This is a genomic window from Streptomyces sp. 2A115, assembly GCF_052245575.1.
Classification (GTDB): domain Bacteria; phylum Actinomycetota; class Actinomycetes; order Streptomycetales; family Streptomycetaceae; genus Streptomyces.
This window is the reverse complement of the sequence record NZ_JBQQCG010000061.1, coordinates 41,337-64,851: the sequence shown is the minus strand read 5'-3', so window position 1 is coordinate 64,851 and position 23,515 is coordinate 41,337. Positions and strand designations below refer to the sequence as shown.

At 69.3% G+C, this 23,515-nt stretch carries 20 protein-coding genes and 3 pseudogenes; 7 read left to right on the top strand and 16 right to left on the bottom strand.

Translation table 11 applies throughout. The annotated features are described in order from the left end of the window. Positions 1 to 10 precede the first annotated feature (10 nt). From ACTWQR_RS38450 to ACTWQR_RS38440, 3 genes are read left to right on the top strand one after another with little or no spacing between them, the layout of a single operon-like run. The gene (locus ACTWQR_RS38450; RefSeq protein ID WP_443231885.1) at positions 11 to 1,078 is read left to right on the top strand and encodes a carbohydrate ABC transporter permease; all 1,068 of its coding nucleotides are present in this window, start codon (positions 11 to 13) and stop codon (positions 1,076 to 1,078) included. After that, positions 1,075 to 1,908: a carbohydrate ABC transporter permease gene (locus ACTWQR_RS38445; protein WP_443231884.1), complete on the top strand. Its 834-nt coding sequence runs from the start codon at positions 1,075 to 1,077 to the stop codon at positions 1,906 to 1,908. The genes ACTWQR_RS38450 and ACTWQR_RS38445 overlap by 4 nt, the downstream gene beginning before the upstream one ends. A gap of 55 nt (positions 1,909 to 1,963) precedes the next feature. Beyond that, positions 1,964 to 3,580 carry a glycoside hydrolase family 13 protein gene (locus ACTWQR_RS38440; protein ID WP_443231883.1) on the top strand — a complete coding sequence of 539 codons (1,617 nt, stop codon included), beginning with the start codon at positions 1,964 to 1,966 and terminating at the stop codon, positions 3,578 to 3,580. A 254-nt stretch (positions 3,581 to 3,834) separates the two neighbouring features. On the opposite strand, the pseudogene ACTWQR_RS38435 reads toward ACTWQR_RS38440, so the two are convergent. Then, positions 3,835 to 3,973, bottom strand: a pseudogene (locus ACTWQR_RS38435) (LexA family protein); the annotation flags it as partial. A gap of 110 nt (positions 3,974 to 4,083) precedes the next feature. Between ACTWQR_RS38435 and ACTWQR_RS38430 the strand changes: the two are divergent. Both ACTWQR_RS38430 and ACTWQR_RS38425 read left to right on the top strand, forming a co-directional pair. Next, complete coding sequence (locus ACTWQR_RS38430; protein WP_443231882.1) at positions 4,084 to 4,614, top strand: hypothetical protein; 531 nt, start codon at positions 4,084 to 4,086, stop codon at positions 4,612 to 4,614. Positions 4,615 to 4,916: 302 nt separating this feature from the next. Next, complete coding sequence (locus ACTWQR_RS38425; RefSeq protein WP_443231881.1) at positions 4,917 to 5,450, top strand: hypothetical protein; 534 nt, start codon at positions 4,917 to 4,919, stop codon at positions 5,448 to 5,450. A 23-nt stretch (positions 5,451 to 5,473) separates the two neighbouring features. Here the strand turns inward: ACTWQR_RS38425 and ACTWQR_RS38420 are convergent. From ACTWQR_RS38420 to ACTWQR_RS38405, 4 genes and pseudogenes are all read right to left on the bottom strand, one after another. Next, positions 5,474 to 5,608 (bottom strand): annotated as a pseudogene (locus ACTWQR_RS38420) (IS701 family transposase); the annotation flags it as partial. An 80-nt stretch (positions 5,609 to 5,688) separates the two neighbouring features. Continuing rightward, complete coding sequence (locus tag ACTWQR_RS38415; RefSeq protein ID WP_443231894.1) at positions 5,689 to 5,868, bottom strand: hypothetical protein; 180 nt, start codon at positions 5,866 to 5,868, stop codon at positions 5,689 to 5,691. 22 nt (positions 5,869 to 5,890) lie between these two features. Beyond that, positions 5,891 to 6,298: pseudogene (locus tag ACTWQR_RS38410) on the bottom strand (MFS transporter); the annotation flags it as partial. Then, a complete protein-coding gene (locus ACTWQR_RS38405; protein WP_443231880.1) occupies positions 6,295 to 7,350 on the bottom strand; it encodes a Glu/Leu/Phe/Val dehydrogenase dimerization domain-containing protein in 1,056 nt (351 codons plus the stop codon). The gene ACTWQR_RS38405 and the pseudogene ACTWQR_RS38410, both read right to left, overlap by 4 nt. Positions 7,351 to 7,617: 267 nt before the next feature. On the opposite strand from ACTWQR_RS38405, the gene ACTWQR_RS38400 reads away from it, so the two are divergent. Continuing rightward, a complete protein-coding gene (locus tag ACTWQR_RS38400) occupies positions 7,618 to 8,799 on the top strand; it encodes a PucR family transcriptional regulator (protein WP_443231879.1) in 1,182 nt (393 codons plus the stop codon). 687 nt (positions 8,800 to 9,486) lie between these two features. Here the strand turns inward: ACTWQR_RS38400 and ACTWQR_RS38395 are convergent. The 5 genes from ACTWQR_RS38395 to ACTWQR_RS38375 all read right to left on the bottom strand — a co-directional run bounded on the left by ACTWQR_RS38395 (position 9,487) and on the right by ACTWQR_RS38375 (position 15,221). Beyond that, a complete protein-coding gene (locus tag ACTWQR_RS38395) occupies positions 9,487 to 10,185 on the bottom strand; it encodes a TetR/AcrR family transcriptional regulator (RefSeq protein ID WP_443231878.1) in 699 nt (232 codons plus the stop codon). Positions 10,186 to 10,454: 269 nt separating this feature from the next. After that, positions 10,455 to 11,642: a lipid-transfer protein gene (locus ACTWQR_RS38390; RefSeq protein ID WP_443231877.1), complete on the bottom strand. Its 1,188-nt coding sequence runs from the start codon at positions 11,640 to 11,642 to the stop codon at positions 10,455 to 10,457. Beyond that, complete coding sequence (locus ACTWQR_RS38385; protein ID WP_443231876.1) at positions 11,635 to 13,188, bottom strand: acyl-CoA synthetase; 1,554 nt, start codon at positions 13,186 to 13,188, stop codon at positions 11,635 to 11,637. Before ACTWQR_RS38385 ends, ACTWQR_RS38390 begins: the two co-directional genes overlap by 8 nt. A gap of 60 nt (positions 13,189 to 13,248) precedes the next feature. Beyond that, a complete protein-coding gene (locus ACTWQR_RS38380) occupies positions 13,249 to 14,370 on the bottom strand; it encodes a DUF5938 domain-containing protein (RefSeq protein ID WP_443231875.1) in 1,122 nt (373 codons plus the stop codon). 47 nt (positions 14,371 to 14,417) lie between these two features. Continuing rightward, complete coding sequence (locus ACTWQR_RS38375) at positions 14,418 to 15,221, bottom strand: SDR family NAD(P)-dependent oxidoreductase (RefSeq protein WP_443231874.1); 804 nt, start codon at positions 15,219 to 15,221, stop codon at positions 14,418 to 14,420. Positions 15,222 to 15,460: 239 nt separating this feature from the next. Between ACTWQR_RS38375 and ACTWQR_RS38370 the strand changes: the two genes are divergently transcribed. Continuing rightward, on the top strand, positions 15,461 to 16,111 hold the full coding sequence (locus ACTWQR_RS38370; protein WP_443231873.1) for a TetR/AcrR family transcriptional regulator: 651 nt from the start codon (positions 15,461 to 15,463) through the stop codon (positions 16,109 to 16,111). Between the two features lie 652 nt (positions 16,112 to 16,763). Here the strand turns inward: ACTWQR_RS38370 and purU are convergent. The 6 genes from purU to ACTWQR_RS38340 are packed head-to-tail and all read right to left on the bottom strand — an operon-like array spanning position 16,764 to position 23,481. Further along, positions 16,764 to 17,684 carry a formyltetrahydrofolate deformylase gene (gene purU, locus ACTWQR_RS38365; protein WP_443231872.1) on the bottom strand — a complete coding sequence of 307 codons (921 nt, stop codon included), beginning with the start codon at positions 17,682 to 17,684 and terminating at the stop codon, positions 16,764 to 16,766. A gap of 4 nt (positions 17,685 to 17,688) precedes the next feature. Beyond that, complete coding sequence (locus tag ACTWQR_RS38360) at positions 17,689 to 18,468, bottom strand: serine dehydratase beta chain (RefSeq protein WP_443231871.1); 780 nt, start codon at positions 18,466 to 18,468, stop codon at positions 17,689 to 17,691. After that, entirely contained in the window at positions 18,468 to 19,076 is a 609-nt protein-coding gene (locus tag ACTWQR_RS38355; protein ID WP_443231870.1) for a sarcosine oxidase subunit gamma, read from the bottom strand. The genes ACTWQR_RS38360 and ACTWQR_RS38355 overlap by 1 nt, the downstream gene beginning before the upstream one ends. Further along, entirely contained in the window at positions 19,069 to 21,957 is a 2,889-nt protein-coding gene (locus ACTWQR_RS38350) for a sarcosine oxidase subunit alpha family protein (protein WP_443231869.1), read from the bottom strand. Before ACTWQR_RS38350 ends, ACTWQR_RS38355 begins: the two co-directional genes overlap by 8 nt. Then, positions 21,954 to 22,250, bottom strand: coding sequence for a sarcosine oxidase subunit delta (locus ACTWQR_RS38345; RefSeq protein WP_443231868.1), 297 nt, complete (start codon positions 22,248 to 22,250; stop codon positions 21,954 to 21,956). Before ACTWQR_RS38345 ends, ACTWQR_RS38350 begins: the two co-directional genes overlap by 4 nt. Positions 22,251 to 22,260: 10 nt before the next feature. Continuing rightward, positions 22,261 to 23,481: a sarcosine oxidase subunit beta family protein gene (locus tag ACTWQR_RS38340; protein ID WP_443231867.1), complete on the bottom strand. Its 1,221-nt coding sequence runs from the start codon at positions 23,479 to 23,481 to the stop codon at positions 22,261 to 22,263. Between the last annotated feature and the right edge of the window lie 34 nt (positions 23,482 to 23,515).

Below are 23,515 nucleotides of genomic sequence, written 5' to 3'. Positions count from 1 at the left end.
GAGGAAAGCCGTGGTCGACACCAAGATCCCACCCGGCGCCGCCGCGGACCGCCCCACCGGCACGGCGGGCGGCCGCGGCGGAGCAGCCCTCGCACCGGTGAAGGCAAGCAAGCGGGCCTGGGCGACCGCGGCTTCGGGGCGGACGGCGGCACTGCTCGTGTCGCCGACCCTCCTGGTCCTCACCGTCGTCGTCCTCTACCCGACCCTCATGGCGTTCAAGGAGTCGCTGTACGGGGCCAAGGGGCTGGACCCGGCAACCGGCTTCATCAGCGACACCGAGCCGTTCGTCGGCCTGCAGAACTACGCCGACATCTTCGGCGAAGCCGGCGCCCGTTTCTGGAACGCCTTTTGGAACACCACCTTCTTCACCGTCACCACGGTGGGCCTGGAGACCCTGATCGGCGTGGCCATGGCGCTGATCATGCACAGGGCGTTCAGCGGCCGGGCCCTGATCCGCGCCAGCATCCTCATCCCCTGGGCCGTGCCCACGGCCATCTCCGGCCTGCTGTGGCGGTGGATCTTCAACAGCGACGGCATCGCCAACGCCCTGATCGGCCAACAGGTCCTGTGGACCACCGAGGGCTTCCACGCCAAAGTCGCCGTCATCGTCGCCGAGGTGTGGAAGACCTCTCCCTTCATCGGGCTGCTGGTCCTGGCCGGCCTCCAGGTCATTCCGAAGGAGGTCTACGAGGCGGCCCGGCTCGACGGGGCCGGCCCGCTCGCCCAGTTCTGGCGGATCACCCTGCCCCTGGTCAAACCCGCACTGCTGGTCGCGGTGCTCTTCCGCTGCCTCGACGCGCTGCGGATGTTCGACCTGCCCTACCTCCTCATCGGCGCACAGAAGAACTCGGTGGAAACCCTGTCCATGCTCGCGCAGAACGAGGCGTCCAACGTCCGCTTCGGACCGGCCGCCGCCTACGCGGTGCTCCTCTTCCTCTACGTCTTCCTCATCGCGCTGGGCTTCGTCCGGCTGCTGGGCGCAGACCTCGTCGGTGACGTGGGCGGCCAGGCCAGAACCAAGCGCAAAAGCAGGCTCCGGCGCAGCTCGATCCGGAACAGTGCGGAGGCGTCGGCATGACCACGACCGTGAAATGGCGAACCTGGCTGCTCTACCTGGGAGTTGCCGCGGTGGTGGCCTACTGCCTGGCCCCCTTCTACTGGATGCTGGTCTCCAGCATGCGCCGCAGCTCCGACATCTTCGACACCTCGCTCCTGCCCACCTCGGTGTCGTTCGAGAACTACCGGGCGGTCTTCAGCCCCTCCCAGGGCTTCGGCCGCGCCCTGCTCAACAGCCTGATCGTCTCCGGCACCACCACCCTCCTGGCACTGCTGCTGGCCACGTTCACCGCCTACGCCATGGCCCGGCTGCAATTCCGGTTCAAGCGGCTGATCCTCACCCTGATCATCGCCACCTCGATGTTCCCGGTCGTCTCGATCGTGGTCCCGCTGCTGAAGCTGTTCACCGACATCGGCTGGATCAACACCTACCAGGCGATGATCGTGCCGAGCATGTCGTTCGTGCTGCCGCTGGCCGTGTGGAACCTGACCACGTTCTTCAAGCAGATGCCCGACGAGCTCGAAGAGGCCGCGATGATCGACGGCTGCACCCGGGGCCAGGCGTTCCGCAAGGTCATCATTCCGCTCGCCGCGCCGGGCATCTTCACCACAGCGATCATCTGCTTCATCGCCGCATGGAACGAGTTCCTCATCGCCCTGTCGATGACGAACCGGCCCAGCATCCAGACCGCGCCGGTCGCCATCTCCAAGTTCACCGGCGCCACCCAGTTCGACATCCCGTTCGGCAGCCAGATGGCAGCGGGCGTCCTGGTCACCGTCCCCCTGGTGATCATGGTGCTCCTCTTCCAGCGCCGCATCGTCGCCGGACTCACCGCGGGCGCAGCCAAGTAAGCGTCCCTTCTGGCCGGTTCCCCCACAGTCCCCTTCTCAAAGGACCTTCAGCCCCATGTCCTCCACCACGCCCTCGCCCTGGTGGCGCAGCGCCGTCATCTACCAGGTCTACATCCGCAGCTTCGCCGACGGAAACGGCGACGGCGTCGGCGACATCGCGGGCCTCCGCTCCCGGCTGCCCTACCTCAAGTCGCTCGGCGTGGACGCCCTGTGGATCAACCCTTGGTACAAGTCCCCGATGGCGGACGGCGGCTATGACGTGGCCGACTTCCGCGCCATCGACCCGCTGTTCGGTACGGTCGCCGACGCCGAGCAGCTCATCGACGAAGCCCACGAGTACGGGATCCGCGTCATCCCCGACATCGTCCCGAACCACACCTCCGACCAACACGCCTGGTTCCGGGCCGCCTTGTCGGCCGGCCCCGGCAGCCCGGAACGCGACCGCTACATCTTCCGGCCCGGCCGCGGCCCCGACGGCACCGAGCCGCCCAACAACTGGATCTCCGAATTCGGTGGCCCCGCCTGGACCCATCTGCCCGACGGCGACTGGTACCTCCACCTGTACGCCCCCGAACAGCCCGACCTCAACTGGCAACACCCCGACGTCCACGCCGAGTTCGAGTCCATCCTGCGGTTCTGGTTCGGCCGCGGCGTCGACGGCTTCCGTATCGACGTCGCCCACGGACTGGCCAAGGACCCCGAACTGCCCGACCTGACACGGGACCAGATCGTGCATCCGCACTGGGACCGCGACGAGGTCCACGACATCTACCGCACCTGGCGCCAGGTCGCCGACGAGTTGGAGGGCGACCGGGCCTTCGTAGCCGAAGCCTGGGCCGACACCCCCGAACGCCTCGCCGCCTACGTCCGCCCCGGCGGCCTGCACACCGCGTTCAACTTCGACTTCCTCATGGCAAGTTGGGACGCCAAGGACCTCCGCACGGTCATCGACGACTCCCTCGCCATGCTCAGCGGCGTCGGCGCACCGGCCACCTGGGTACTGTCCAACCACGACGTCATGCGCCACACCAGCCGCTACGCCCGCAAGACAGTCGCCCGGTGGGTGCCCAACGAGCGTTATCAGCCCCAGGGCCCCGTCGACCTCGAACTCGGCACCCGCCGCGCCCGAGCCGCCGCCCTGCTCATGCTCGCCCTCCCCGGCGGCGCCTACATCTACCAGGGCGACGAACTGGGCCTGCCCGAAGTCGAGGACCTCCCGGTGGACGTCCTAGAGGACCCCATCTGGGAACGCTCCGGCCACACCGACCGCGGCCGCGACGGCTGCCGCGTGCCGATCCCCTGGTCAGGACAGGTGGAGCCGTTCGGCTTCAGCCCCGACGACGCCCATGCCGGACCCTGGCTGCCCCAGCCCGCCAACTGGATCGAGCGCAGCGTGGAGGCACAGACCGGCGACGAGACCTCGATGCTGGAGCTGTACCGCACCGCCCTGCGCCTGCGCCGCGACAACCCGGCCCTCGGCGACGGCACCATGACCTGGCACGACACCCCCGCAGGAGTTCTCGCCTTCCACCGCGAACCAGGCTTCGCCTGCGTCGTCAACCTCTCGGATGAGGCGTACCGGCTGCCTGACCACACCACAATCCTGCTGGCCAGTGGCCCGGTCGTGGATGGACAACTGGGACCGGACCGGGCGGTCTGGCTGGAGGTATAGCGGCCCCCACCAGGGGCGACGCCCCTCAATCCGCCAGGGCCTGTCCGGTGTCACTCCCCGCTGACCGGACAGGCCCTGGTCATCCGTGGGAGATCGAGGTCGCCCGGCAGCCACGGCGCGATGCTGCCGACCTCGGCCTCACTCAGGCGTACACACCGCACTTGAGTTGACGTGGCCATCGCGGGATCGGTGCCAGACCGCGAAGTAGTCGGAGTGCAGCCGACAGAACCCGGTTGATCACAAACGACGCAGGACGCGACCACTTTGCCGAGGATCTGAGCCTGGTCTCCGGGGATCGGCTCGTACCCGCAGTTGCGGGGGCATGAGCCACACGTGGCCGTCCCGCTGACGCAGTGATTTGACCGTGACCTCGTCCTCGAGGAGCGCCCGGACCCACGCAGATGCCGGGGCCGGCAAGGCCCGCACTCCGTGCGGGTCGGCCCCCGGCGTACACTCACGGGCGCACCGTCGAGCGGTGGCGAACCCTGGGGGAGACAACATCCGTGCATGACTACGACGCCCCTGCCTGGGGGCCGCTTCCCGTCCGCCCGGCCGCACTGCGCTGGCTGCTGCTTCTCCCCCTGACCCTGGTGTTCCTGCCGCTGTGGTGGGTGGTGTGGGTCGTCCTCGCGGTCTGCGTCTACTTCGTAGCGCCGGTGGCCGAGCTGATCGTCTACATGGTGCCGCGTGCCGAGAACGGCGCGACCCGGATGCTGGACGCCACGCTGGGCCGGGTGCCGTTCATCCCGCTCTGGTGCGTGACCCCGGTAGCGCTGGTGCGGGAGGGCGACACGGCGTACTACCAGGCGCGCGTGGACCGGCGCATCGAGGAGCAGACCCGGCGAGTGGAGACCTCCCAGCAGCGTCGCGAGTACCACCGCGATCTGGAACTCGGAGCACACTACTTCCGGGGCGCCGGCGCCGGTTACGTCCTGCACGTCGCCTCGGAACGGGGCTGGAACCTCCATCCGGTGCTGCGCTCACACCCCCGGCGTCGGCTGCGGCTGCGCCACAACGGTCGGCCACGGGCCTGACTTCAGGAACTGACGGCCCCGGACGGTCCTCGCCAGGGGGCGGCGCGCTCCTGATTGGCCAACGGCGAACCAACCGGCGTACTCCGAGCCCGGGACTTCTTCACGAAGGTGCCGCGGGCCATGAGGAGGGATCTGTAGATCGTGACCTTCCTCGACGAGTGGCTTGTCGTCGCTGGTAGTGGCAGTGGAGAGCGCACGATTGTTGGCGGCACCGCCCGAGTGTCCCGGCGTAGATAGCATCACCTGGCCAGCGTGAGACGTCCGCAACTGCGCCAGGCGTCCCGGCCCAGCAAGGAGGCCACATGAGCGAGGCGTACTCGCCAATCCCGGAGCTGAACCTGCTCAAGGAGTTCGAGGACCGGATCGGTCCGGTCTACTACTCGGAGGGTTTCGAGCTGCGCGAGTACGGCGCAGACGCTGGCCTCCATACCTGGTCGGAGCATCCGGAGTTCCTGAGCCGGTTCATCCCCTTCGCGCAGGCCAACGGCTCCGGCTCCGACTACGCGCTGTGGCGGTGCGACGATCGGACCGACCTTGCCACTCTGCCTGTCGTCTTGGTCGGCGATGAAGGGCATCTCTATGTGATCGCGCGAAACCTGATGGAGCTGTTCCAGCTTCTGGCCATCGACAGCGATCCTGTCGCTGACTTCGGGTTTCTTGCCTCCGGAGACGTTGAGGAACACAGCGCTGGCCACCATGAGTTCCTCACCTGGTTGAACCAGAATTTCGGCCTTGGGCCGCCGGAGGACCTGCACGCGCTCTGGACCGGGCGAAAGAAGTCTGACGATCGGTTCAGGGCATGGGTGAGCCAGTTCGTTGAGTTGGACGATCACTGACAGCCCATCACAGTTCGTGATCTTCATGGCTGTGCGGCTTGTCGCCGGTAGTGGCTTACCTGGGCTCGGGCCTGGTGGCGGCGTCACCAGTCGGACCAGCTGAGCCGGTGGGCCGTGTCGTGGACGGGCTGGACGACGAGGGTGGTGAACAGTCGCTGATAATTCGCGGCATACAGCCATCAGAAGCGCCTCCACGTGCGAAGGCGCTTCTGAGTAACTCTCCGGGCCGATCCGCTGCTCACTCCTGCGCGGTGATCACCGCGGGATCGTCGCGGGCGCCACGCGATCCGGTGTCCGGGGCGGTCCGCCGCATGGTGAGCAGCGATCCGCACGCGATCAGCGCAGACAGGGCCGGAATGGCCACTGGTCCCCCCGTCGACAGGGCGAGCCCGCCGACGGCGACGCCCAGGAACTGCACGGAGAAGTGCAGCCCCAGAGCCTGGGACCGCTGCGAGGGCGCCAGGGATCGCGTTGGGCATGTCCTTAGGACGGCACAGCGCGGCCGCCGCGGCGGCCGGCCCGGCCAGCAGGGCCGCGCTCGCCGCGGCCAGCACGCGCGCCGCGGCGAGCACGGCATAGTCGAGTGCGCACGCCGCGAGGGCGTTGCTGAGCGCGAAAGCCAGCATGGCCCAGATCAGCACCGACTTCGGCGGCACCCTCCGGAACGCTCCGATCAGTGGCGGCCCGGCCAGGGCGTAGACCAGCGCGAAGACCGTGACCAGCTGTCCGCACACTGATACGGACACGTCCATGGCCTGCGCGACCGCCGGCAGTACGCCGGCGATGACATAGCCCCCGGTGCCGACGGTAAAGGTGGCCAGGGCCAGCACGTAGACCCGGGGGTTCATACCGGTCCCGCCGCGGTGGGAACCGGTACGGCCAGCCGCTGGCGCGCGAGGTCGTCGGCGGCCCGCGCTGTCGTGATCTTCGTGCGCGCGGCCGTCTCGAACAGGCCGGTCAGGGTGTCAGCGATCGACTCGATGCGCTTGACCGCTTCCTCCGGTTCGTCGCCAAGGACTTCGCGCGAGACCGCGTTGACGACACCGCCGGCGTTGGCGATGTAGTCGGGGGCCCAGAGGATCTCGCGCTCCCGCAACAACTCCGCCGCGCCGGGTTCGGCCAGTTGATTGTTCGCCGCGCCCGCGATCGCGCCGCATCGCAGTCGCGCCACCAGATCCCGGGTCAGCAAGCCGCCGAGCGCGGCGGGGACGAGCACGTCCACCTCGGCGGTGGCCGCTGCGTCGGGTTCGGCGAACACCGCGCCCAGTTCTGCGCCGAGCGAGCGCTTCGCCGGGTCGACATCGCTCAGGACCAGGTCGGCTCCCGCCGCCGCCAACTGCCGGGCTATCTGCTCCCCGACGTGTCCCAAGCCGATCACGGCGAATCTCCTGCCCGCCAAGGCCGGCGAGCCGAACAGCGCCAGGCAGGTCGAGCGCAGCGCGGCGACGACGCCCAGGGCCGTGAACGGCGAGGGGTCACCGCTTCCGCCGACCGCCTCCGGCCTGCAGAACACGTACTCGGTCCGTTCGCCGATTACCGCCATGTCGGCCGGTCCGGTACCCGCGTCGGGACCGGTCACGTAGGCGCCGCCGAGCTCCGCCACGATGTCGCCGACATCGTGCAGCGCATCGCGGCGTTCGTCCGCGGTAAGGCTCCGCCCGGCGGGAACGACCACGACCGTCTTGCCTCCGCCGTTCGGCAGTCCGGCGGCAGCGCACTTACGGGTCATGCCCTCTGACAGGCGCAGCGCGTCGCGCAGGCCGACCTCCCAGCTGTCGTACGTCCACATCCGGCAGCCGCCTACCGCACGGCCGAGAGCAGTGGAGTGCACTGCGACGACGATCGGCAGCCGGCTCCGCCGCCCGCGTCGCACCACGACCGATTCATGACTGAACTCCATCGGAGTCTCCACGCGTCCTCCAGTGCACCCGGATGCTTTCGACCCATCGGTGGGGAGCAGGCCCCCACGGCGTCCGCTGTCCAGCCTGCCGACGGCCGGTCCGCGGGACCAGAACCGAATCTGAGAACTTCCCAGCGTCGTCTTTGCGGAGTCCACAAAAGAGCAGCATGCGCGTTCTTGATCGCCTATCGTCGACGCTTGGTCGCAGCGAAGCTGCCATACAACCGCTAGAGAGATCACTACGAAATCCACATATCGGGAGGGGCGATGGTGGAGTCCGTGACCGAGGGGGCCGGGGCGCAGGCCGACACCGCAGCGGCGTGGCAGCCCGTCGTCGAACTCTGCGAATCACTCGCCGCAGAACTGCCCACGGTGATCCCGGAGATCGTTGACCGCATACGGCTCGAAATCCCGAGCTATCAGATCGTGGACCGCGAGCAGCAGGAACGCGACGTCACCCGCCACTACCAAGGACTGCTGACCGGCGTGGCCGCACGCCGCTCGCCCACCCGCGAAGAGGTCGAGGCCGCGCATGCACTCGGAGCCGAACGCGCCGCCACGGGCCTGCCGCTGCACGCCCTCGTCGAGGCCTACCACGTCGGCTACCGCGAGATGTGGAACGTGCTGCTCGCTCGTGCTCAGTCGCACGACACCCGGGTCGGCGCGCAACTCCTCTCGATCGTCGGGATGGTCTGGACGTGGGTGCAGCATTCCAGCAGCGCGGCCGCCGAGGCGTACGGCGTCGCCGTCCGCGCCGCCGATGCCACGCTCCTGAGGCTGACCCACCAGTTCCTCGACGGCCTGGCCACCGCCGCGCCCGCAGGCGTCGACCTCGAGCAACTGGCTGCCGCCCTCACCTTCGACCCGGCCGGCGAGTTCCAGGCGCTGTGCTCACCGGCCGAGGCCTGGACCGACGAGCGCATGATGGATCTGCGGCACCGCCGGTGGCCGGGCACGCTGCGCTGCGCGACCCGCGGCAACCTCGTGATCGCCCTGGTCCAGGACATCTCGCCGCAGGCCGTGGTCGAAGCGGCCCAGCGGCAGAACCCTGATGCGAGTTTCGGCATCGGTCTGCCGCGGACCGGGCTCCCCGGCGCCGCGATGAGCATGGCGGACGCGAGAGCGGCGCTGCCCCTGACGGATCCGGGCCAGGTGAAATCCTTTGCCGACCACTGGCTGCTGGCCACCTTGGCGCCCACCGCGCAACGCTTCGCGGTGCTGCTCGCGCCGCGCAGAGAGGCCGCGCAACAACACCCTGACCTGGCAGAGACAGTGCTCAGTTTCGCCGAGAACGGCTTCTCGCTCAGCGCGACCGCCCGCGTCCTGCACGTGCATCCGAACACCGTGAAGTACCGCCTGCAGCGCTGGCAGCAACTCACCGATTGGGACGTACGCACCTGGCAAGGACTGTCGTCCACCATCATCGCGCTCGGCCTGCCGACACTCTGAAACGCTCATCCGTCCAGGGCCGCAAGCGGTGGACGATGCGCTGGAAGGCGCCGTTGAACGCCTTCCAGATCGCCTTCGAGGGTCGCCTCTCCCCCGCCAACAACTAGTACTCCAGCAGGATTTCGAGGCTTGACCTGCGGAAATGCTGGGCGGTGGGAGTGCAGCGGGCGGGTCATGGTCACGGACGGCTGCCGGAGGCCAGGGAATGGGTCAGCTCGGTCAGGGCGGTGCAGCTCATGCCCGTCAGTGCGGGATGGGGTGATTCTTTACGGATCCCAAAGGAACGGCCTTGAAGGGGCGCGCCTGCGAGCTGAGCCGGCTGTGGGGCCGTCTTCCCCCGCAGGCACGTAACCGACGCTGAGGCAGCGATCCCACCAACCTGCGCACCACGCCGACGGACGTCCTCCTGGGAAATTGCGTGGTGCTCAAGCGCGGATCCCTGAGCGCGCAGGGTTCGATTAGTGCAGAGAAGGGTCTTCTCGCCCCAGGAACAGGAAGCGTCAGCCGTCGGGAGCGGGTAACGCTGTTGGCGTGCGATGCGCACCCGCATCGAGTCCTGCGCCGTCGCCGGGCTCCCCGGTCCGCGGATCCGCGTGCGCCGCGTCCTGCGCGAGGTGCTGCCTGGGTCACCCTTTCCAGGCATGCTGCCGCCGCACTTCGCCCAGGTACGGGGGTCCGACCCTGGGGTCAGCTGGTCGTGTCCGGTTCCGGCGTGGTGAGGTCGGCCGGACTGGCACGGAGCATGGCCTTGTGGAGGGCGTCGTGCTCGGGCGAGGCAGGCAGAGGTCCGCGGGCCGGGGCCTCCAAGGACTGGATGAACAGGGCGACGACGCGCCGCCAGGCGTCGGGGGCGGCGCCGCCGGTGGCGTTGACGACACCGGCGTTGGCCATGTGGAGCAGCACTATGTCCGAGGAGTCGAAGTCCTCGCGCAACCGGCCCGCGGCCTTGGCCCGGTTGATGAGCCGCACCATGCCCTCGTACGCCTCGCTGCGGCGCCCCTCCATGGCCTTGGCGGTGGGGAAGGACGTGGTCAGCACGTCGGCGAAGCCGTAGTCGGCGGCCTGCATCGCGCAGGCGGTCTCGATGTAGCCGACGAAACCGTGCCAGGGGTCGGGGTCGTCGAGGGCGACGGCGACCGCGTCGGCGTAGGCGTCCATGCGGTCGGCGAAAACGGCCGCGACCAGCTCTTCCTTGGTGGGGAAGCGACGGAACATGGTGGCGATGCCGACACCTGCCTCGCGGGCCACGGAGGCCATGGAGGCGTTCAGGCCGTCGCGGGCGAACACCCTGCGTGCGGCAGCGATGATCCGCCCCCGGTTGCGCTCGGCGTCGCTGCGCAGCGGCGGGGCAGCGGTGTCGTCGGGGTGCTGGGAGCCAGGGGTCATGCCCGCCAGTCTAGCAATCGGATTGACCTATCCACTTTTAGTGCCAGTCTGACCTCGTTGACCAGATAGACCTATCCGGTTCTCGAATTGGATGGGTCCATCCGAATCGCTCCTCCCTGCCGAGATTTACGAAAGGATCACCATGACCACCATCGCCATCATCGGAGCCGGCCCCCCAAACGGGTCTGGCCATCGCCCGCACCTTCGGCTCACAGGGCTTCGCCCCGGGGCCTGACAGCCTGGCCTGAGAGCCTGGCAGGCGGCCGGGCTCAGCGGGCGTTGCCGTAGAGCGTTACTACGCAGGCTCCACCCAGGCCGATGTTGTGTTGGAGTGCGGTTTGTGCGTTGTCGACCTGGCGGGCGTCGGCTTGGCCTCGCAGCTGCCAGACGAGTTCGGCGCACTGGGCCAGGCCGGTGGCGCCCAGGGGGTGCCCTTTGGAGAGCAGGCCGCCGGAGGGGTTGGTGACGACCTTGCCGCCATAGGTGTTGTCGCCGTCGAGGACGAACTTTTCGCCGCTGCCTTCCGGGGTGAGGCCGAGGGCTTCGTAGGTGATCAGCTCGTTGACGGTGAAGCAGTCGTGCAGCTCGACAACGTCGATGTCCTCGGGCCCGATCCCGCCCGCCTCGTACACCTGGCGGGCGGCCTCACGGGTCATGTCGTAGCCCACCACCCGCATCATGTCCCCCGAGTCGAAGGTGGTGGGCGTATCGGTGGTCATGGCCTGGGCGCGGATGACGACCGACGAGCGCACGTCGTGCCGGCGGGCGAAGTCCTCGCTGCAGAGCACGGCTGCGGCGGCCCCGCAGGTGGGCGGGCAGCACTGCAGTCGGGTCAGGGGCCCGTAGATGCGCGGCGAGGCGAGGACCTCGTCCTCGGTGACGGGGGTGCGGAAGACGGCGTACGGATTGCCTGCCGCGTGGCGGCGGGCCTTGACCGCGATCTTGGCGAAGGTGGCGGGGCCGGTGCCATAGGCGTCGGTGTAGGCGACACCGGCGCCGCCGAAGAGCTGGGCGGCGACCGGTATGTGCTCGTCGAAGCCCTGGAGTTCGGTCATACGGTCGAGGAATCGGCGCAGCGGGTCGGGACGGTCGTCCCAGATGCGGCCCAGGGCGCCGGGACGCATCTGCTCGAAGCCGAGGGCGAGTACGCAGTCGGCGCCGCCGGAGGCGATGGCCTGACGCGCGAGCCAGAGGGCGGAGGAGCCGGTGGAACAGTTGTTGTTGACGTTCAGGACAGGGATGCCGGTCAGACCGAGGGAGTAGAGGGCGGCCTGGCCTGCTGTCGAGTCTCCGTACACGTAGCCGGCGTAGGCCTGCTGCACGGCTTCGTACGGGATGCCGGCGTCGTCGAGCGCCGACCGGGCGGCGCGCTCGGCCATGACGGGGTAGCTCTCACCCGCGCTGGGCCTGCTGAACGGGATCATGCCTACGCCGGCCACCCGAACCGTGTCAGACATGCGAACTCCTTTGCAGCAGACGGGACTTGACTTCGCTCTTGAGGACCTTGCCGACCTTCGAGCGGGGCAGGTCCGGCCAGACTTCGACCTGCTTGGGAGCTTTGACACCGCCGATGCGGGCTTTCACGAAGGCGCGTATGTCGGGGACAGTGGTGTCCGCCGGGCTCAGGTCCGGGTGGAGCTGTACGACAGCGGTCACCCGCTCGCCCCATTTGCCGTCCGGGAGTCCGATCACCGCGCAGTCCTGGACGGCGGGGTGCTCCATCACCGCCTGTTCGACTTCGGCGGAGTAGATGTTGAACCCGCCACTGATGATCATGTCCTTGGCACGGTCGACGATGAAGAGGTAGTTGTCGGCGTCGAGGTAGCCGATGTCGCCGGTGTGGTGCCAGCCGTACCGGGAGGCTTCCGCGGTGGCGGACGGGTTCTTGTAGTAGCCGGCCATCACCAGGGAGCCGCGCACCACGATCTCGCCGCGCTCGCCCGGCGGCAGCAGCCGGCCCTCGCCGTCCATGATGGCGACGGTCACCAGGGGGGCAGGGCGCCCGGCAGACGTGAAACGCTCGACGGCGGGCGAGCCGTCGGGGCGGAAATGGTCCTCGGGCGCCATGGTGGAAATCATCATCGGTGCCTCGGACTGGCCGAAGAGCTGTGCCATCACCGGGCCGATCCGGTCGATGGCCTCCTCCAGCCGGGCCGCCGACATGGGGGCCGCGCCGTACCAGAGGCACCGCAGGGAGGTCAGGTCGGTGGTCGCCAGGGCGGGGTGGCCGAGGAGCATGTAGATGAGGGTCGGGGGCAGGAACGTGTGTGTGACACGGTGGCGTTCGACCTGTGCGAGGAAGTCCGTGAGGTCGGGCGTCGGCATGATGACGATCTCGCCGCCCAGCGTCATGACGGGGAAACACAGCACCCCGGCCGCATGGGTCAGGGGAGCCAGCGCCAGGTAGACCGGCCGGGTGCCGAACGGGTAACTCATCAGCGTCAGCGCCGACATGGTCTCGATGTTGCGGTCGGTGAGCATCACCCCTTTGGGGCGGCCCGTGGTACCGCCGGTGCCGACGAGCATGACGGTGTCATCGGCTGACGCTGCCTCCCAAGGCTCGGCGGACACGTCGTCCAGCCATCGGCCGAAGGGCGTGCCCAGGTCCGGGGATCCGTCGAGGCAGACCAGCGTGGTCAGTTTCGGCAGGTCGGGCAGGATCTTCACGATCAGGGGCGCGTACGCCTCCTGGAAGATCAGGCAGGTGCAGTCGAAGAGGTCCAGCAGGTCGCGGTTCTCGGCTGCTTCGTTGCGGGGGTTGACCGGACACCAGACCGCGCCCGCCCGGGAGATGCCGAAGACGCAGGAGAAGGCGGTGGGGTCGTTGGCGGACAGCACCGCCACTTTGTCCCCCGGCCGCACGCCTGACCGGTCCAGGGCCCGGGCAACCTGCCAGGACAATTCCTGGACCTCGCCATAGGTGAGGGTGCGGTCTCCCATGGTGAGGCAGGACGCCCCAGGACCCAGGGACGTGCCCTTGTCGAGGTAGTCGGTCAGACGCACGGCATCATCCTTGCTTTCGGGCGCTCTCAGGCACTTTCGGATGCTGTTGGGCCGGGAGAATCAGCTGTGGACGGTGAGCACCGGGTCGAGTACGAGCCCGAAGCTCTTGAGCGCGCCCAGCAGTTCGCGGTGGCCGAACGCCTGACAGCCCGAAGCCAGGCCGGTGCGCCTGGGCGGCTGCTGGATCAGGGAGTACGCGGCGTATGCCTGAAGCAGCCCGGTCTGCTTGTAGTTGCTGTTGCCGTGGATCACGCAGTGGGCGCGTCCCAGCGGGCCCGAGGCGTGGACGGAGTCCACCGAGGTGTTGATCCTGGGGTTCTCCCGGGGTGGCATACCGGCCTGAACGGAGGCGGCCACCGTTGCGAGAGCGTCGTCCTGCTCGTCGGCAGGGAGAGTCTTGATCTGGGCCTCGACCATCTTCACCGTGTCGGCGACGCCCTGCATGACCGCGCGGTCCATGACGCCACCGAGGGCCCTGCAACTCGCCACGCGCGGGTCGTTCTTGAACCACACGGGGTGGCTGGTGCCGCCCCATGGCAGGGCGAGGGCTGTTTCGTGCTGCCCCGGGACGACGACCTCGACGGCGGTCAGCGGGTCCCACTTCTTGTACTGGTTCTCCTCCAGGTAGTGCCAGTCGGCCTTGAGGATGGTGAAGATCGTCTGCGTCGAGGCGTAGGTCGGGAATCCCTTCCAGAGCACGAGGATGTCGAGGGTGTCCAGACCCGGTGTTTCGAGGCAGATGTTGGCCGCGATCTCGCCGGTGGTGTACATCTGCGCGAGGCCGGGTGACAGGAGCAGCCCATTCTCGGCGTACTGGTCGCCCCACCGGGCCTGGGCGTCCAGGACCCAGTCCTGTTCGCCGGTGGTGTCCAGGTAGTGGCAGCCGGCCGCGAGGCTCGCCTCCACGACCTCCGGCCCGTACTTGATGAACGGGCCGACCATGTTGCTCACGACCCTGGCGCCGCGGAAGAGCTCGGTCAGCGGTCCGACCGCGTGCTCGACCTCGACGACTTCGTGGTCCACGGTCTCGATGCCGGGGACCTTGTCAAGGACTTCCTGGATGCGGGCCTTGTCGCGGCCGGCGGCGATGAAGGGGACGTTGTACTCGCGGAGGTACTCGCAGACGAGGCGTCCGGTGTAGCCGGAGGCACCGTAGACAACAACGGGCTTGTCACTGCTCATGGTCATGCGCCTTTCACAGAGGGAGGAGCGGAGTCACATGCAGCGGGTCACATGCCCATGCCGCCGTCGACCGGCAGGCCGGCGCCGGTGATGAAGCGGGCGCCGTCGGAGGCGAGGAAGACCACGGCGTCGGCCATGTCGGCGACCTCGCCGAGCCGGCCGAGCGGGGTCAGGCCGATGACGTCGCCGACGGCCGCCTCGGCGCTGGGCCACAGGCCGAGGGTTGCCATGTCGGTCGCGAGCTTGGCGCCCATCTCGGTCGGTACGAGGCCGGGGTAGACGCAGTTGACGCGCACGCCGTAACCCAACTTCCCGGACTCCAGCGCGGCCACCCGGGTGAGCCGGTCGACCGCCGACTTCGTCGCCGCGTAGCCCGCGATGCCGGGGAACGGGATGGTCGCCGCGACCGAGGAGATGTTGACGACCGCGCCGCCGCCGCCGGCCGGGCCGCCGGGCCGCATCGCGCGGAACGCGTGCTTGATGCCGAGCGCCGTGCCGAGGATGTTCACCTCCAGCATCTGGCGGACGTCGGCCGGGTCGAGGTCGACGACCAGACCGGAGATCTCGACTCCGGCGTTGTTGACGACGATGTCCAGGCCGCCCAGCTCGGCGATCGTCTGCGCCACCGCCGATTCCCAGCTCGCGTCCTCGGTCACGTCGAGAGAGACGAACCCGGCGGTGGCGCCGGACTTCGCCAGCGCCTCGGCCGTGGCCTTGCCCGACTCCTCCTGGATGTCGCCGATGACGACGGCGGCGCCGGCCCGGGCGAGAGCCTCGGCCATTCCGGCACCCAGTCCGCGGGCACCGCCCGTCACCAGCGCCTTGCGTCCGGTCAGGTCGTACACACTCATGGAACATCTCCTCATTGAGATGACTGCACTGCGTGACAGCGCCACACGCTGAGCCGTGAGCCGAGAGCCCGGTCCGTGGGACGTGACGTCAGCGTAGAGATTTCTTGACAGTCGTCAAGACTTTCTTGGACGACTGTCAAGAATTTTGCTGAGCGCTGGTCACGCGCCGCGATAGCCTGGTTCGGTCCGTCCGCATGGTGCGGACGGGCGGAGGATTGAGGGAGACGGGGAGACGCGCTGTGACCCAGGTCGTGGGCAAGAACGTCGTGGGCAAGAACCAGGAGAGGATCTCCCGGCGACAGGTCGACAAGTTCGCCGAGCGGCGGGCCCAGCTGGCCGCGTCGGCGCTGCAGACCCTGTCCGAGCTCGGCTACGCCCGTACGAGTCTGCGCGAGATCGCGCAGAACTCCGAGTTCTCCCACGGAGTCCTGCACTACTACTTCCGCGACAAGGTGGAGCTGATCACCTATTGCGTGCGGCAGTACAAGGCCGAATGTGTCACCCGCTACGACCGGATCGTCGTCACGGCAGATTCCGCCGAGGAGCTCAAGCACGGCTTCGCCGTGGCGATGGCCGACACGTTGCGCGAGGACGCGCGGATGCACCGTCTCTGGTACGACCTACGGAATCAGGGCCTGTTCGAGGAGTCGTTCCGTGACGATGTCGTCGACATCGACCAGAGCCTGGAGCGGATGATCTGGCGCATCGTCAGCCAGTACGCCGAACTTGCCCAGTCGCCCCCCACGGTGTCACCCGCAGTGGCGTACGCGATCTTCGACGGGCTGTTCCAGCAGGCGCTGCTCAGGCAGCTGACCGGTCGCGACAGTGCCGGGGCCGACCTGCAGGCAAGCGTGGAACAACTCCTGGACCAGTTGGTCGCCCACGCCTGAGTGAGTCTGCGTGTTACAGGGCCAGACGGCTTCCAGACCTTCCGGCCCGTGCGATGCTCCAACGCCGTGAGCAGCCCTCGTGGGCGGCGCGCTCGCGCCCTGCGTGTCCGCGTCCTCCGGCCGGACCCCAGGATGCACCTGCGCTGCATGATGCCCTCGTATGAGACGGCTACCCGTGCGGGTGGAGGGCCTGCGGGAGGAAGTCGCGCGGCTGGCTGAGGTGTTGGAGGCCGCGGAGATGCGGCTGGACCGGGGGTTGTCGCGCGGGAGGCGTCGGCCGAGGAGTCGGCCGCCTCCGCGGCAGGGTGGGCGGCTGCGGTGACCGAGACCCAGTTGAGCAGGAAACGACGCCCCCACCGGTGCCGGGCCGACGGTGGCGCCCTGGCAGGACGGGCTGCCGGTGACCGTCCTGGCACCGGGCTACCAGCGCATTCTGGCGGTGCTGGACGAGCGGCGCTCGGCGGGCAGGGGGTCGGTGAAGGCCAGGGAGATCGCGGTTCAACGGGGTCTGGAGACGACGTCGGCGAACGTCGGGCCGTTCACCGGGGTCCGTAAGGTCATGCAGGGCTTCGCCCAGCCAGCCGACCTCGCCGACCGAATGGCTTCAACGCGGCCATCCACCACAGCACGACACCACCCCGGCGTCCGGCCGTCAGCGCAGGACCACCGTGCGCCTGCCCTGGACGAACACCCGGCCTTCGCAGTGCCACCGGACCGCTCGGGCCAGGGCCGCCGACTCCGCGTCGCGGCCGATGGCGGCGAGGTCGTCGGGGGTGTGGCTGTGGTCGACGTCGATGACCTCCTGGGTGATGATCGGGCCTTCGTCGAGGTCGGCGGTGACGTAGTGGGCTGTCGCGCCGACGAGCTTGACGCCGCGTTCGTGTGCCTGGTGGTAGGGCTTGGCGCCCTTGAAGCTGGGCAGGAACGAGTGGTGGATGTTGATCATGCCGCCGGCCAGTCGGGTGCACAGGTCGTCGGAGAGCACCTGCATGTAGCGCGCCAGCACGACCAGGTCGGGGTCGCACGCGTCGATGATTTCCAGTAGCCGGGCTTCGGCCTCGGATTTGGTCGCGGCGGTGACCGGCACGTGGAAGAACGGGATGTCGTGCCAGGCGACGAGTGCCTCGTGGTCGCGGTGGTTGGAGACCACCGCGACCACGTCGATGGGCAGGTCTCCGCTGCGGGTGCGGAAGAGCAGGTCGTTGAGGCAGTGGCCGTAGCGGGACACCATGATCAGCACGCGGCGCCGGGTGCTGACCGGTTCGAGGTGCCACCGCATGGTGAAGGAGGAGGCCACGGCGGCGAAGTCACGGCGCAGGGTCTGTGGGGTGTTCTCGCTGCCGACGGTGGCGAAGCGCACCCGCATGAAGAAGTGGCCGTCGCGGCGGTCTCCGAACTGCTGGTTGTCGATGATGTCGCTGCCGTGCTCGACCAGAAACCGGGAGACGGCGTGGACGATGCCGGGAGCCTCGGGACAGTCGAGGGTGAGTATGTGCTCGACCGGCGCCGTGGCGGGGTCGGTCCGTGAGTCGGAGTGGGCGGGGGACGCGGCGGAAGCCGGGGAATCAGTCATGGTGTCAGCATTCGGTGGCGTTGACGGCGAGGCCGCCGCGGGCGGTTTCCTTGTACTTGGCCTTGGTGTCCCGGCCGGTTTCGCGCATGGTCTTGATGGCCTTGTCCAGGGTGACCTTGTGCGTGCATGACCGACCACAGGTGCAGCAGTCCTGCACGCACCTCGGCCTCGGGCCGCCATGCCTGCTCGTTGGCGAGCATGATGTCGCTGATGACGAGGTCTTCCCGCGCGCAGTGCGCGAGCAGTTCGGCTGCCGAGCCGAAGGGAACCGTACGCGTGTGGTGTCCGCGACGACGCGGTCGGCGCCGGTGGCGTCCTCGTCGACGACGAAGCCGCCGCCCACGGAGTGGTAGATCCGTTCGGCGAGCACCCGGCCGTCGGCGGCGAAGGCGTGGAACATCATTCCGTTGGGGTGCGCGGGCAGGGACTCGCGCCGGTGCAGCACCAGGTCGGCATCGCCGTCGAAGCCGACCCGGTGCTTGCCGACCAGGAGCAGGGTGTCGCTGTCGCGTGCCTGCGCGACCGGGCCGTCGGCCCGGTCGGTGTCCACGGTGGCGGGATCCTCGTCCTCAAGGCCGAGCACGACCGCCTTGTCCGAGCCGTGACCGTGACCGGTCGCGCCGAGCGAGCCGAACAGCTCGGCCCGCACCCGGCTGACCGAGGGCAGGAGGCCCTCCTCGTCCAGGAGCCCGACGAAGCGTCGGGCCGCGCGCATCGGCCCCACCGTGTGGGAGGAGGAAGGGCCGATGCCGCCCGAGTACAGGTCGAACGCGCTGAACGCCATCAGGGAATCTCCGGGCCGTGGTACTCGCTCATCGCGTCGATGAGCCAGCGGGCCAGGTAGTCGGCGAACGAGGAGCGCGGGAGGAGCCGGTACGTCGGCGTGTCGGCGACCTGCCAGAGCAGTACGGCGACGGGTCCCACCGTGGTCGACACGGCCTGGCCGGGGCCGAAGGCCCGGGGGTGGAGGTCCAGTGGGCAGCCCTTTTCCAGCACGTGCCGGGCGGCCGGGCCGCTCAGCTCCAGCGTGGTGCGGTTCGCCGAGACGTCCACGACCGAACCCGGGTCTCCGCCGAGTGCCTCCCTCAACTCTGCGGTCACAGCGGTCGCGTCGGCCTGGGACAGCACGAGCCACTCGTCGGGGCCGAGCCAGAGGACCGTGTGGGGTCCGGATGCGGAGGTGTGGCCGCACCGCGGCGGGAGTGGCGCCCCCAGGGCCTTCTCGATACGGTCGGCCGCTTCGGACGCGGGGTCGACGCGCACGTTCACCATGGTGAGGAACGGCCACTCGGTCAGCGTGACGCCGCGGGTGCCGGTGACGGTGGCGGCGCGCATCCGTTCCTCCAGATGCGCCACGGGGCTGGTACGCGATGCGGCGATCAGCTCAGCCATCTCGCTTGGTCCCTTCGGGGTCGTAGAGGACGAAGTCGGCCACCTCGACGGGCACGAGATCCTCGCCCACCGGGGCGAGCAGGGTCTCGCCGATCCTTGCCCGCCCGTCGGCGACGAGGGCGAGCGCGAAGGGGCGGCCGAGGGCCGGGCTGTGGTAGCTGGAGGTCACGTGGCCGAGCATCGCAACCGGCCCGGCCTCGGGGGTGATGGGTACGTCCGGCGCGACGAGTTGGGTGCCCTCGGGCAGCCGGGTCGTCCGGTCGGCCGGCAGCAGGCCGACCAACTGCTTACGGTCGGCGCGGGCGGTGTCGGCTCGGGAGTAGGACCGCTTCCCGACGAAGTCCTTCTGCTTCGACACCACCCAGGACATACCCGCGTCCTGCGGGGTGACCGTGCCGTCGGTGTCCTGCCCGACGATGATGTAACCCTTCTCGGCCCGCAGCACGTGCATGGTCTCGGTGCCGTACGGGGTGATGCCGTACGGCTGCCCTGCCGCGTACACCTGCTCCCAGACGGCCAGGCCGTACCACGCGGAGACGTTGATCTCGTAGGCGAGTTCGCCGGAGAAGGAGATCCGGCAGATGCGGGCGGGGATGCCGGAGGCCAGGGTGGTCTCGCGGAAGGCCATGAAGGGGAAGGCTTCGGCGGACAGGTCGACTTCGGGTGCGAGGTGGGCGACGACCTGGCGCGACTGGGGGCCTACGACGGCGATCGTCGCCCACTGTTCGGTCACCGAGGTGCAGTGGACGTCGAGTCCGGGCCACTCGGTCTGGAGCCACTCCTCCAGCCAGTCCAGAACGCCCGCGGCTCCGCCGGTCGTGGTGGTCATGAAGTAGCGGTTGTCGTCGAGGCGGAGTGTCACTCCGTCGTCGAAGATCATGCCGTCGGGCTTGCACATGACGCCGTAGCGGGCCGTGCCGGGCTTGAGCTTCTTGAAGGCGTTGGTGTAGATGCGGTTGAGGAACTCGCCCGCGTCCGTGCCCCAGATCTCGATCTTGCCGAGGGTGGAGGCATCCATGAAGGCGACGCCTTGGCGGGCCGCGCGGCACTCGCGGGCCACGGCGGTGTCCATGTCCTCGCCGGGCCGGGGGTAGTACCAGGGGCGCTTCCACTGTCCGACGTCCTCGAACTCCGCACCGTGTGCCACATGCCAGCTGTGGATGGACGTGGTGCGCTCGGGGTCGAACAGCTCGCCGCGCTCACGCCCGGCCAGGGCGGCGAAGGCGATCGGCGTGTAGGGCGCCCGGTAGGCCGTGGTGCCGATCTCTCCCAGTGATCCGCCGAGCGCCTCGGCGATCACGCCGATCGCGTTGACGCCGGACGTCTTGCCCTGGTCGTTGGCCGTGCCGAGCGAGGTGTAGCGCTTGACGTGCTCGACGCCGCGCATGCCTGCACCGGTGGACCGCCAGACGTCGCCGACGGTGACGTCGCGCTGCAGGTCGACGAAGTGGGTGTCCCAACTGCCGGGGTCACCGTCGGGGGCGGGTACCAGCCACAGTGCACGCGTCGGGGCGGCTCCGGACCGCGCATCGACGGGCGCCGGTACAGGAATCGCGAACCCTGCGTCCGTCGCGGCCCGCGCACCGGCCCGCGCACCCTCGGACAGACAGCCGTCGAGGTCGTACGTCCCGCGGGCCGCACCGACGACCTGCTGGTCCCGTACGGTGCCGTCGGGGACGAAGGCGACCAGGTCCTCGTCCCAGCGCAGTCGGCCCTGGCGCTGGCTGTGCAGGTGCACCACCGGGCTCCAGCCGCCCGAGGCGGCGAGCAGGTCGCAGTCGAACGACTCGGGAGCACCGGTGAGTCGACCGCTCTCGTCGAGGGCCTGGACGGTGACGCCGGTCAGCCGACCGCCCCCCTGGGTGTCGACCACCGCACTGCCCGTCAGCACCCGCGCCCCCGTCGCCACGGCGACCTCGGCGGCCCGGTGGGACAGTTCGGGGCGGGCGTCCACGACGGCGGCGATGTCGATCCCGGCACCGTGAAGATCGGCGACCGTGTCGTAGGCACTGTCGTTGGTCGTGCTCACCACGGCCCGCGAACCCGGCGCCACGGCGTACCGGTTGAGGTACGAGCGCACGGCCGCGGCGAGCATCACTCCGGGGCGGTCGTTGCCGGCGAAGACCAGCGGACGCTCGTGCGCGCCGGTCGCCAGGACCACCTGGCGGGCCCGGATGTGCCACAGCCGTTGGCGCGAGACGCCCGCAGAGGCTTCGGGGGCGTCGGCGCCGAGGTGATCGGTACGCCGCTGGAGGGCCAGCAGGTAGTTGTCGTCGTACGAGCCGAAGGCCGTGGTGCGTTCCAGTACGACGACCTCGGGTGCGGCGTCGAGTGCCGCGCGGACCTCGGCGACCCACTCCAGGGCGCTCTGTGCGCCGACCCGCTCGGTGCGCCCGGAGAGCAGCGAACCTCCCGGCTCGGGCTGGTCGTCGACAAGGATCACGCGGGCGCCGGAGCCGGCGGCAGCGGCGGCGGCAGCGAGCCCGGCCGGTCCGCCGCCGACGACCAGGACGTCGGTGTGGACGTACTTCTTGTCGTAGACGGCGGGGTCGGACGACGGGTCGAGCCGCCCCATCCCGGAGAGTGTCGTGGCGGACAGGCCGTCGTACAGCTCCGTGGTCGTCGCGGGCAGCATGCCCTCCGAGTACGAACCGTCCAGCTGCAACAGGGCGTTCGGGTCCTCGACGCCCGCGGCGACGATGCCGCGCGGGCGACCGCGGTAGAGCGACGGGGCGACCTCGACAACGCCGTTCGCCAGCATCGCCGATGCGACGGTGTCGCCGGGGTGCCCGGTCAACTCCCGCCCGTCGACGGTGAACCGCAGTACGGCGTCGCGGTCGACGCGGCCGCCTTGCCGGAGCCGGAAGTGCTGGTCGGTCATCGCTGTCCTCCGGCCTGGGGCAGTACGGGGCGGGGCTCGTCGGGCCGGTAGGAGGTCAGTACCTCGTGGGTGGCGGTGTCGCGCAGGACGTTGAACCAGCGGCGGCAGCCGATGCTGTGCATCCACCGCTCGGCGAAGGGGCCCTTGGGGTTGTCTCGGTAGAAGACGTACTCGGCCCACTGCTCGTCGGTGAGGTCCGCGGGGGTGCCGGGGTAGGGGACGTGGGCCTGTCCCCCGTAGTGGTACTCGGTCTCGTTGCGGGGACCGCACCATGGGCAGCTGATCAGCAGCACGGTGTCCTCCTCAGTGGGCCACGGCTGCGGCGCCGTGCTCGTCGATCAGGGCGCCCGTCGCGAAACGTTCGAGGGCGAAGGGGGCGTTCAGCGGATGCGGCTCGCCCGTGGCGATGGTGTGCGCGAAGGTCCAGCCGGCCGCCGGGGTGGCCTTGAACCCGCCGGTCCCCCAACCGCAGTTGACGTAGAGGTTCTCGACCGGGGTGGTACCGATGATCGGGGAGGCGTCCGGGGTGACGTCGACGATGCCGCCCCAGGTCCGCAGTACGTGCGCGCGGGCGAAGACGGGGAACAGCTCTACGGCGGCGGCCATCTGCTGCTCGATCACATGGAAGGAGCCACGTTGTCCGTAGCCGTTGTACGAGTCCACGCCGGCGCCCATCACCAGTTCGCCCTTGTGGGCCTGGGAGACGTACACGTGCACGTGGTTCGACATGACAACCGTCGGGTGCACCGGCTCGTGCAGCTCGGAGACCAGCGCTTGCAGCGGATGGGACTGCACCGGCAGCCGTACGCCCGCCCGCTCGGCCAGCACGCTGCTGTGACCGGCCGCCGCGAGGCCGACCCGGCCGGCGAGGATGCGCCCGCGGTTGGTCTCGACGCCCACGACCCGGTCGCCGTCCTTGAGGAAGCCGGTGACCTCGCAGCCCTGGATCAGGTCCACGCCCATCTCATCGGCCCTGCGGGCCAGCGCCCAGGCGACGTGGTCGTGTTTGGCGATGCCGGCCCGCGGCTGGAAGGTGCCGCCGAGGACCGGGTACCGGGTACGGGACGAGACGTTGAGGATGGGGCAGACCTTGGCGACCTCGTCCGGTGTGAGCCACTCGGCGTCGACCCCGTTGAGGCGGTTGGCGTTGACGCGGCGCATGCCCTCGCGGACGTCCTGCAGGGTGTGCGCGAGGTTGAGGACGCCGCGCTGGCTGAACAGGAAGTCGTAGTCGAGTTCCTCCGGGAGCCGCTCCCACAGCTTGAGCGCGTGCTCGTAGATCGCCGCGCTCTCGTCCCACAGGTAGTTCGAGCGGATGATCGTGGTGTTGCGGGCCATGTTGCCGCCGGCCAGCCAGCCCTTCTCGAGGACGGCGACGTTGGTGATGCCGTGGTTCTTGGCAAGGTAGTAGGCGGTGGCCAGGCCGTGGCCGCCCGCGCCGACGATGACGACGTCGTAGGAGGAGCGCGGCTCGGGGTTGCGCCAGAGCCAGTCCGGGTGCTCCGGCGGCGGCTTGGTGGTCATGCCGCGTCTCCGTTCAGGTGGGGGATGGTGGCTG

Coding starts and splice junctions, on each gene's coding strand:
- ACTWQR_RS38395 (WP_443231878.1), bottom strand. CDS start 10,185: ATGACCCCTGGCTCCCAGCACCCCGACGACACCGCTGCCCCGCCGCTG.
- ACTWQR_RS38375 (WP_443231874.1), bottom strand. CDS start 15,221: ATGAGTGTGTACGACCTGACCGGACGCAAGGCGCTGGTGACGGGCGGT.
- ACTWQR_RS38350 (WP_443231869.1), bottom strand. CDS start 21,957: ATGACCGACCAGCACTTCCGGCTCCGGCAAGGCGGCCGCGTCGACCGC.
- ACTWQR_RS38425 (WP_443231881.1), top strand. CDS start 4,917: ATGAGCGAGGCGTACTCGCCAATCCCGGAGCTGAACCTGCTCAAGGAG.
- ACTWQR_RS38360 (WP_443231871.1), bottom strand. CDS start 18,468: ATGGCGTTCAGCGCGTTCGACCTGTACTCGGGCGGCATCGGCCCTTCC.
- ACTWQR_RS38445 (WP_443231884.1), top strand. CDS start 1,075: ATGACCACGACCGTGAAATGGCGAACCTGGCTGCTCTACCTGGGAGTT.
- ACTWQR_RS38390 (WP_443231877.1), bottom strand. CDS start 11,642: ATGTCTGACACGGTTCGGGTGGCCGGCGTAGGCATGATCCCGTTCAGC.
- ACTWQR_RS38340 (WP_443231867.1), bottom strand. CDS start 23,481: ATGACCACCAAGCCGCCGCCGGAGCACCCGGACTGGCTCTGGCGCAAC.
- purU (WP_443231872.1), bottom strand. CDS start 17,684: ATGACTGATTCCCCGGCTTCCGCCGCGTCCCCCGCCCACTCCGACTCA.
- ACTWQR_RS38400 (WP_443231879.1), top strand. CDS start 7,618: ATGGTGGAGTCCGTGACCGAGGGGGCCGGGGCGCAGGCCGACACCGCA.
- ACTWQR_RS38405 (WP_443231880.1), bottom strand. CDS start 7,350: ATGGAGTTCAGTCATGAATCGGTCGTGGTGCGACGCGGGCGGCGGAGC.
- ACTWQR_RS38355 (WP_443231870.1), bottom strand. CDS start 19,076: ATGGCTGAGCTGATCGCCGCATCGCGTACCAGCCCCGTGGCGCATCTG.
- ACTWQR_RS38440 (WP_443231883.1), top strand. CDS start 1,964: ATGTCCTCCACCACGCCCTCGCCCTGGTGGCGCAGCGCCGTCATCTAC.
- ACTWQR_RS38380 (WP_443231875.1), bottom strand. CDS start 14,370: ATGAGCAGTGACAAGCCCGTTGTTGTCTACGGTGCCTCCGGCTACACC.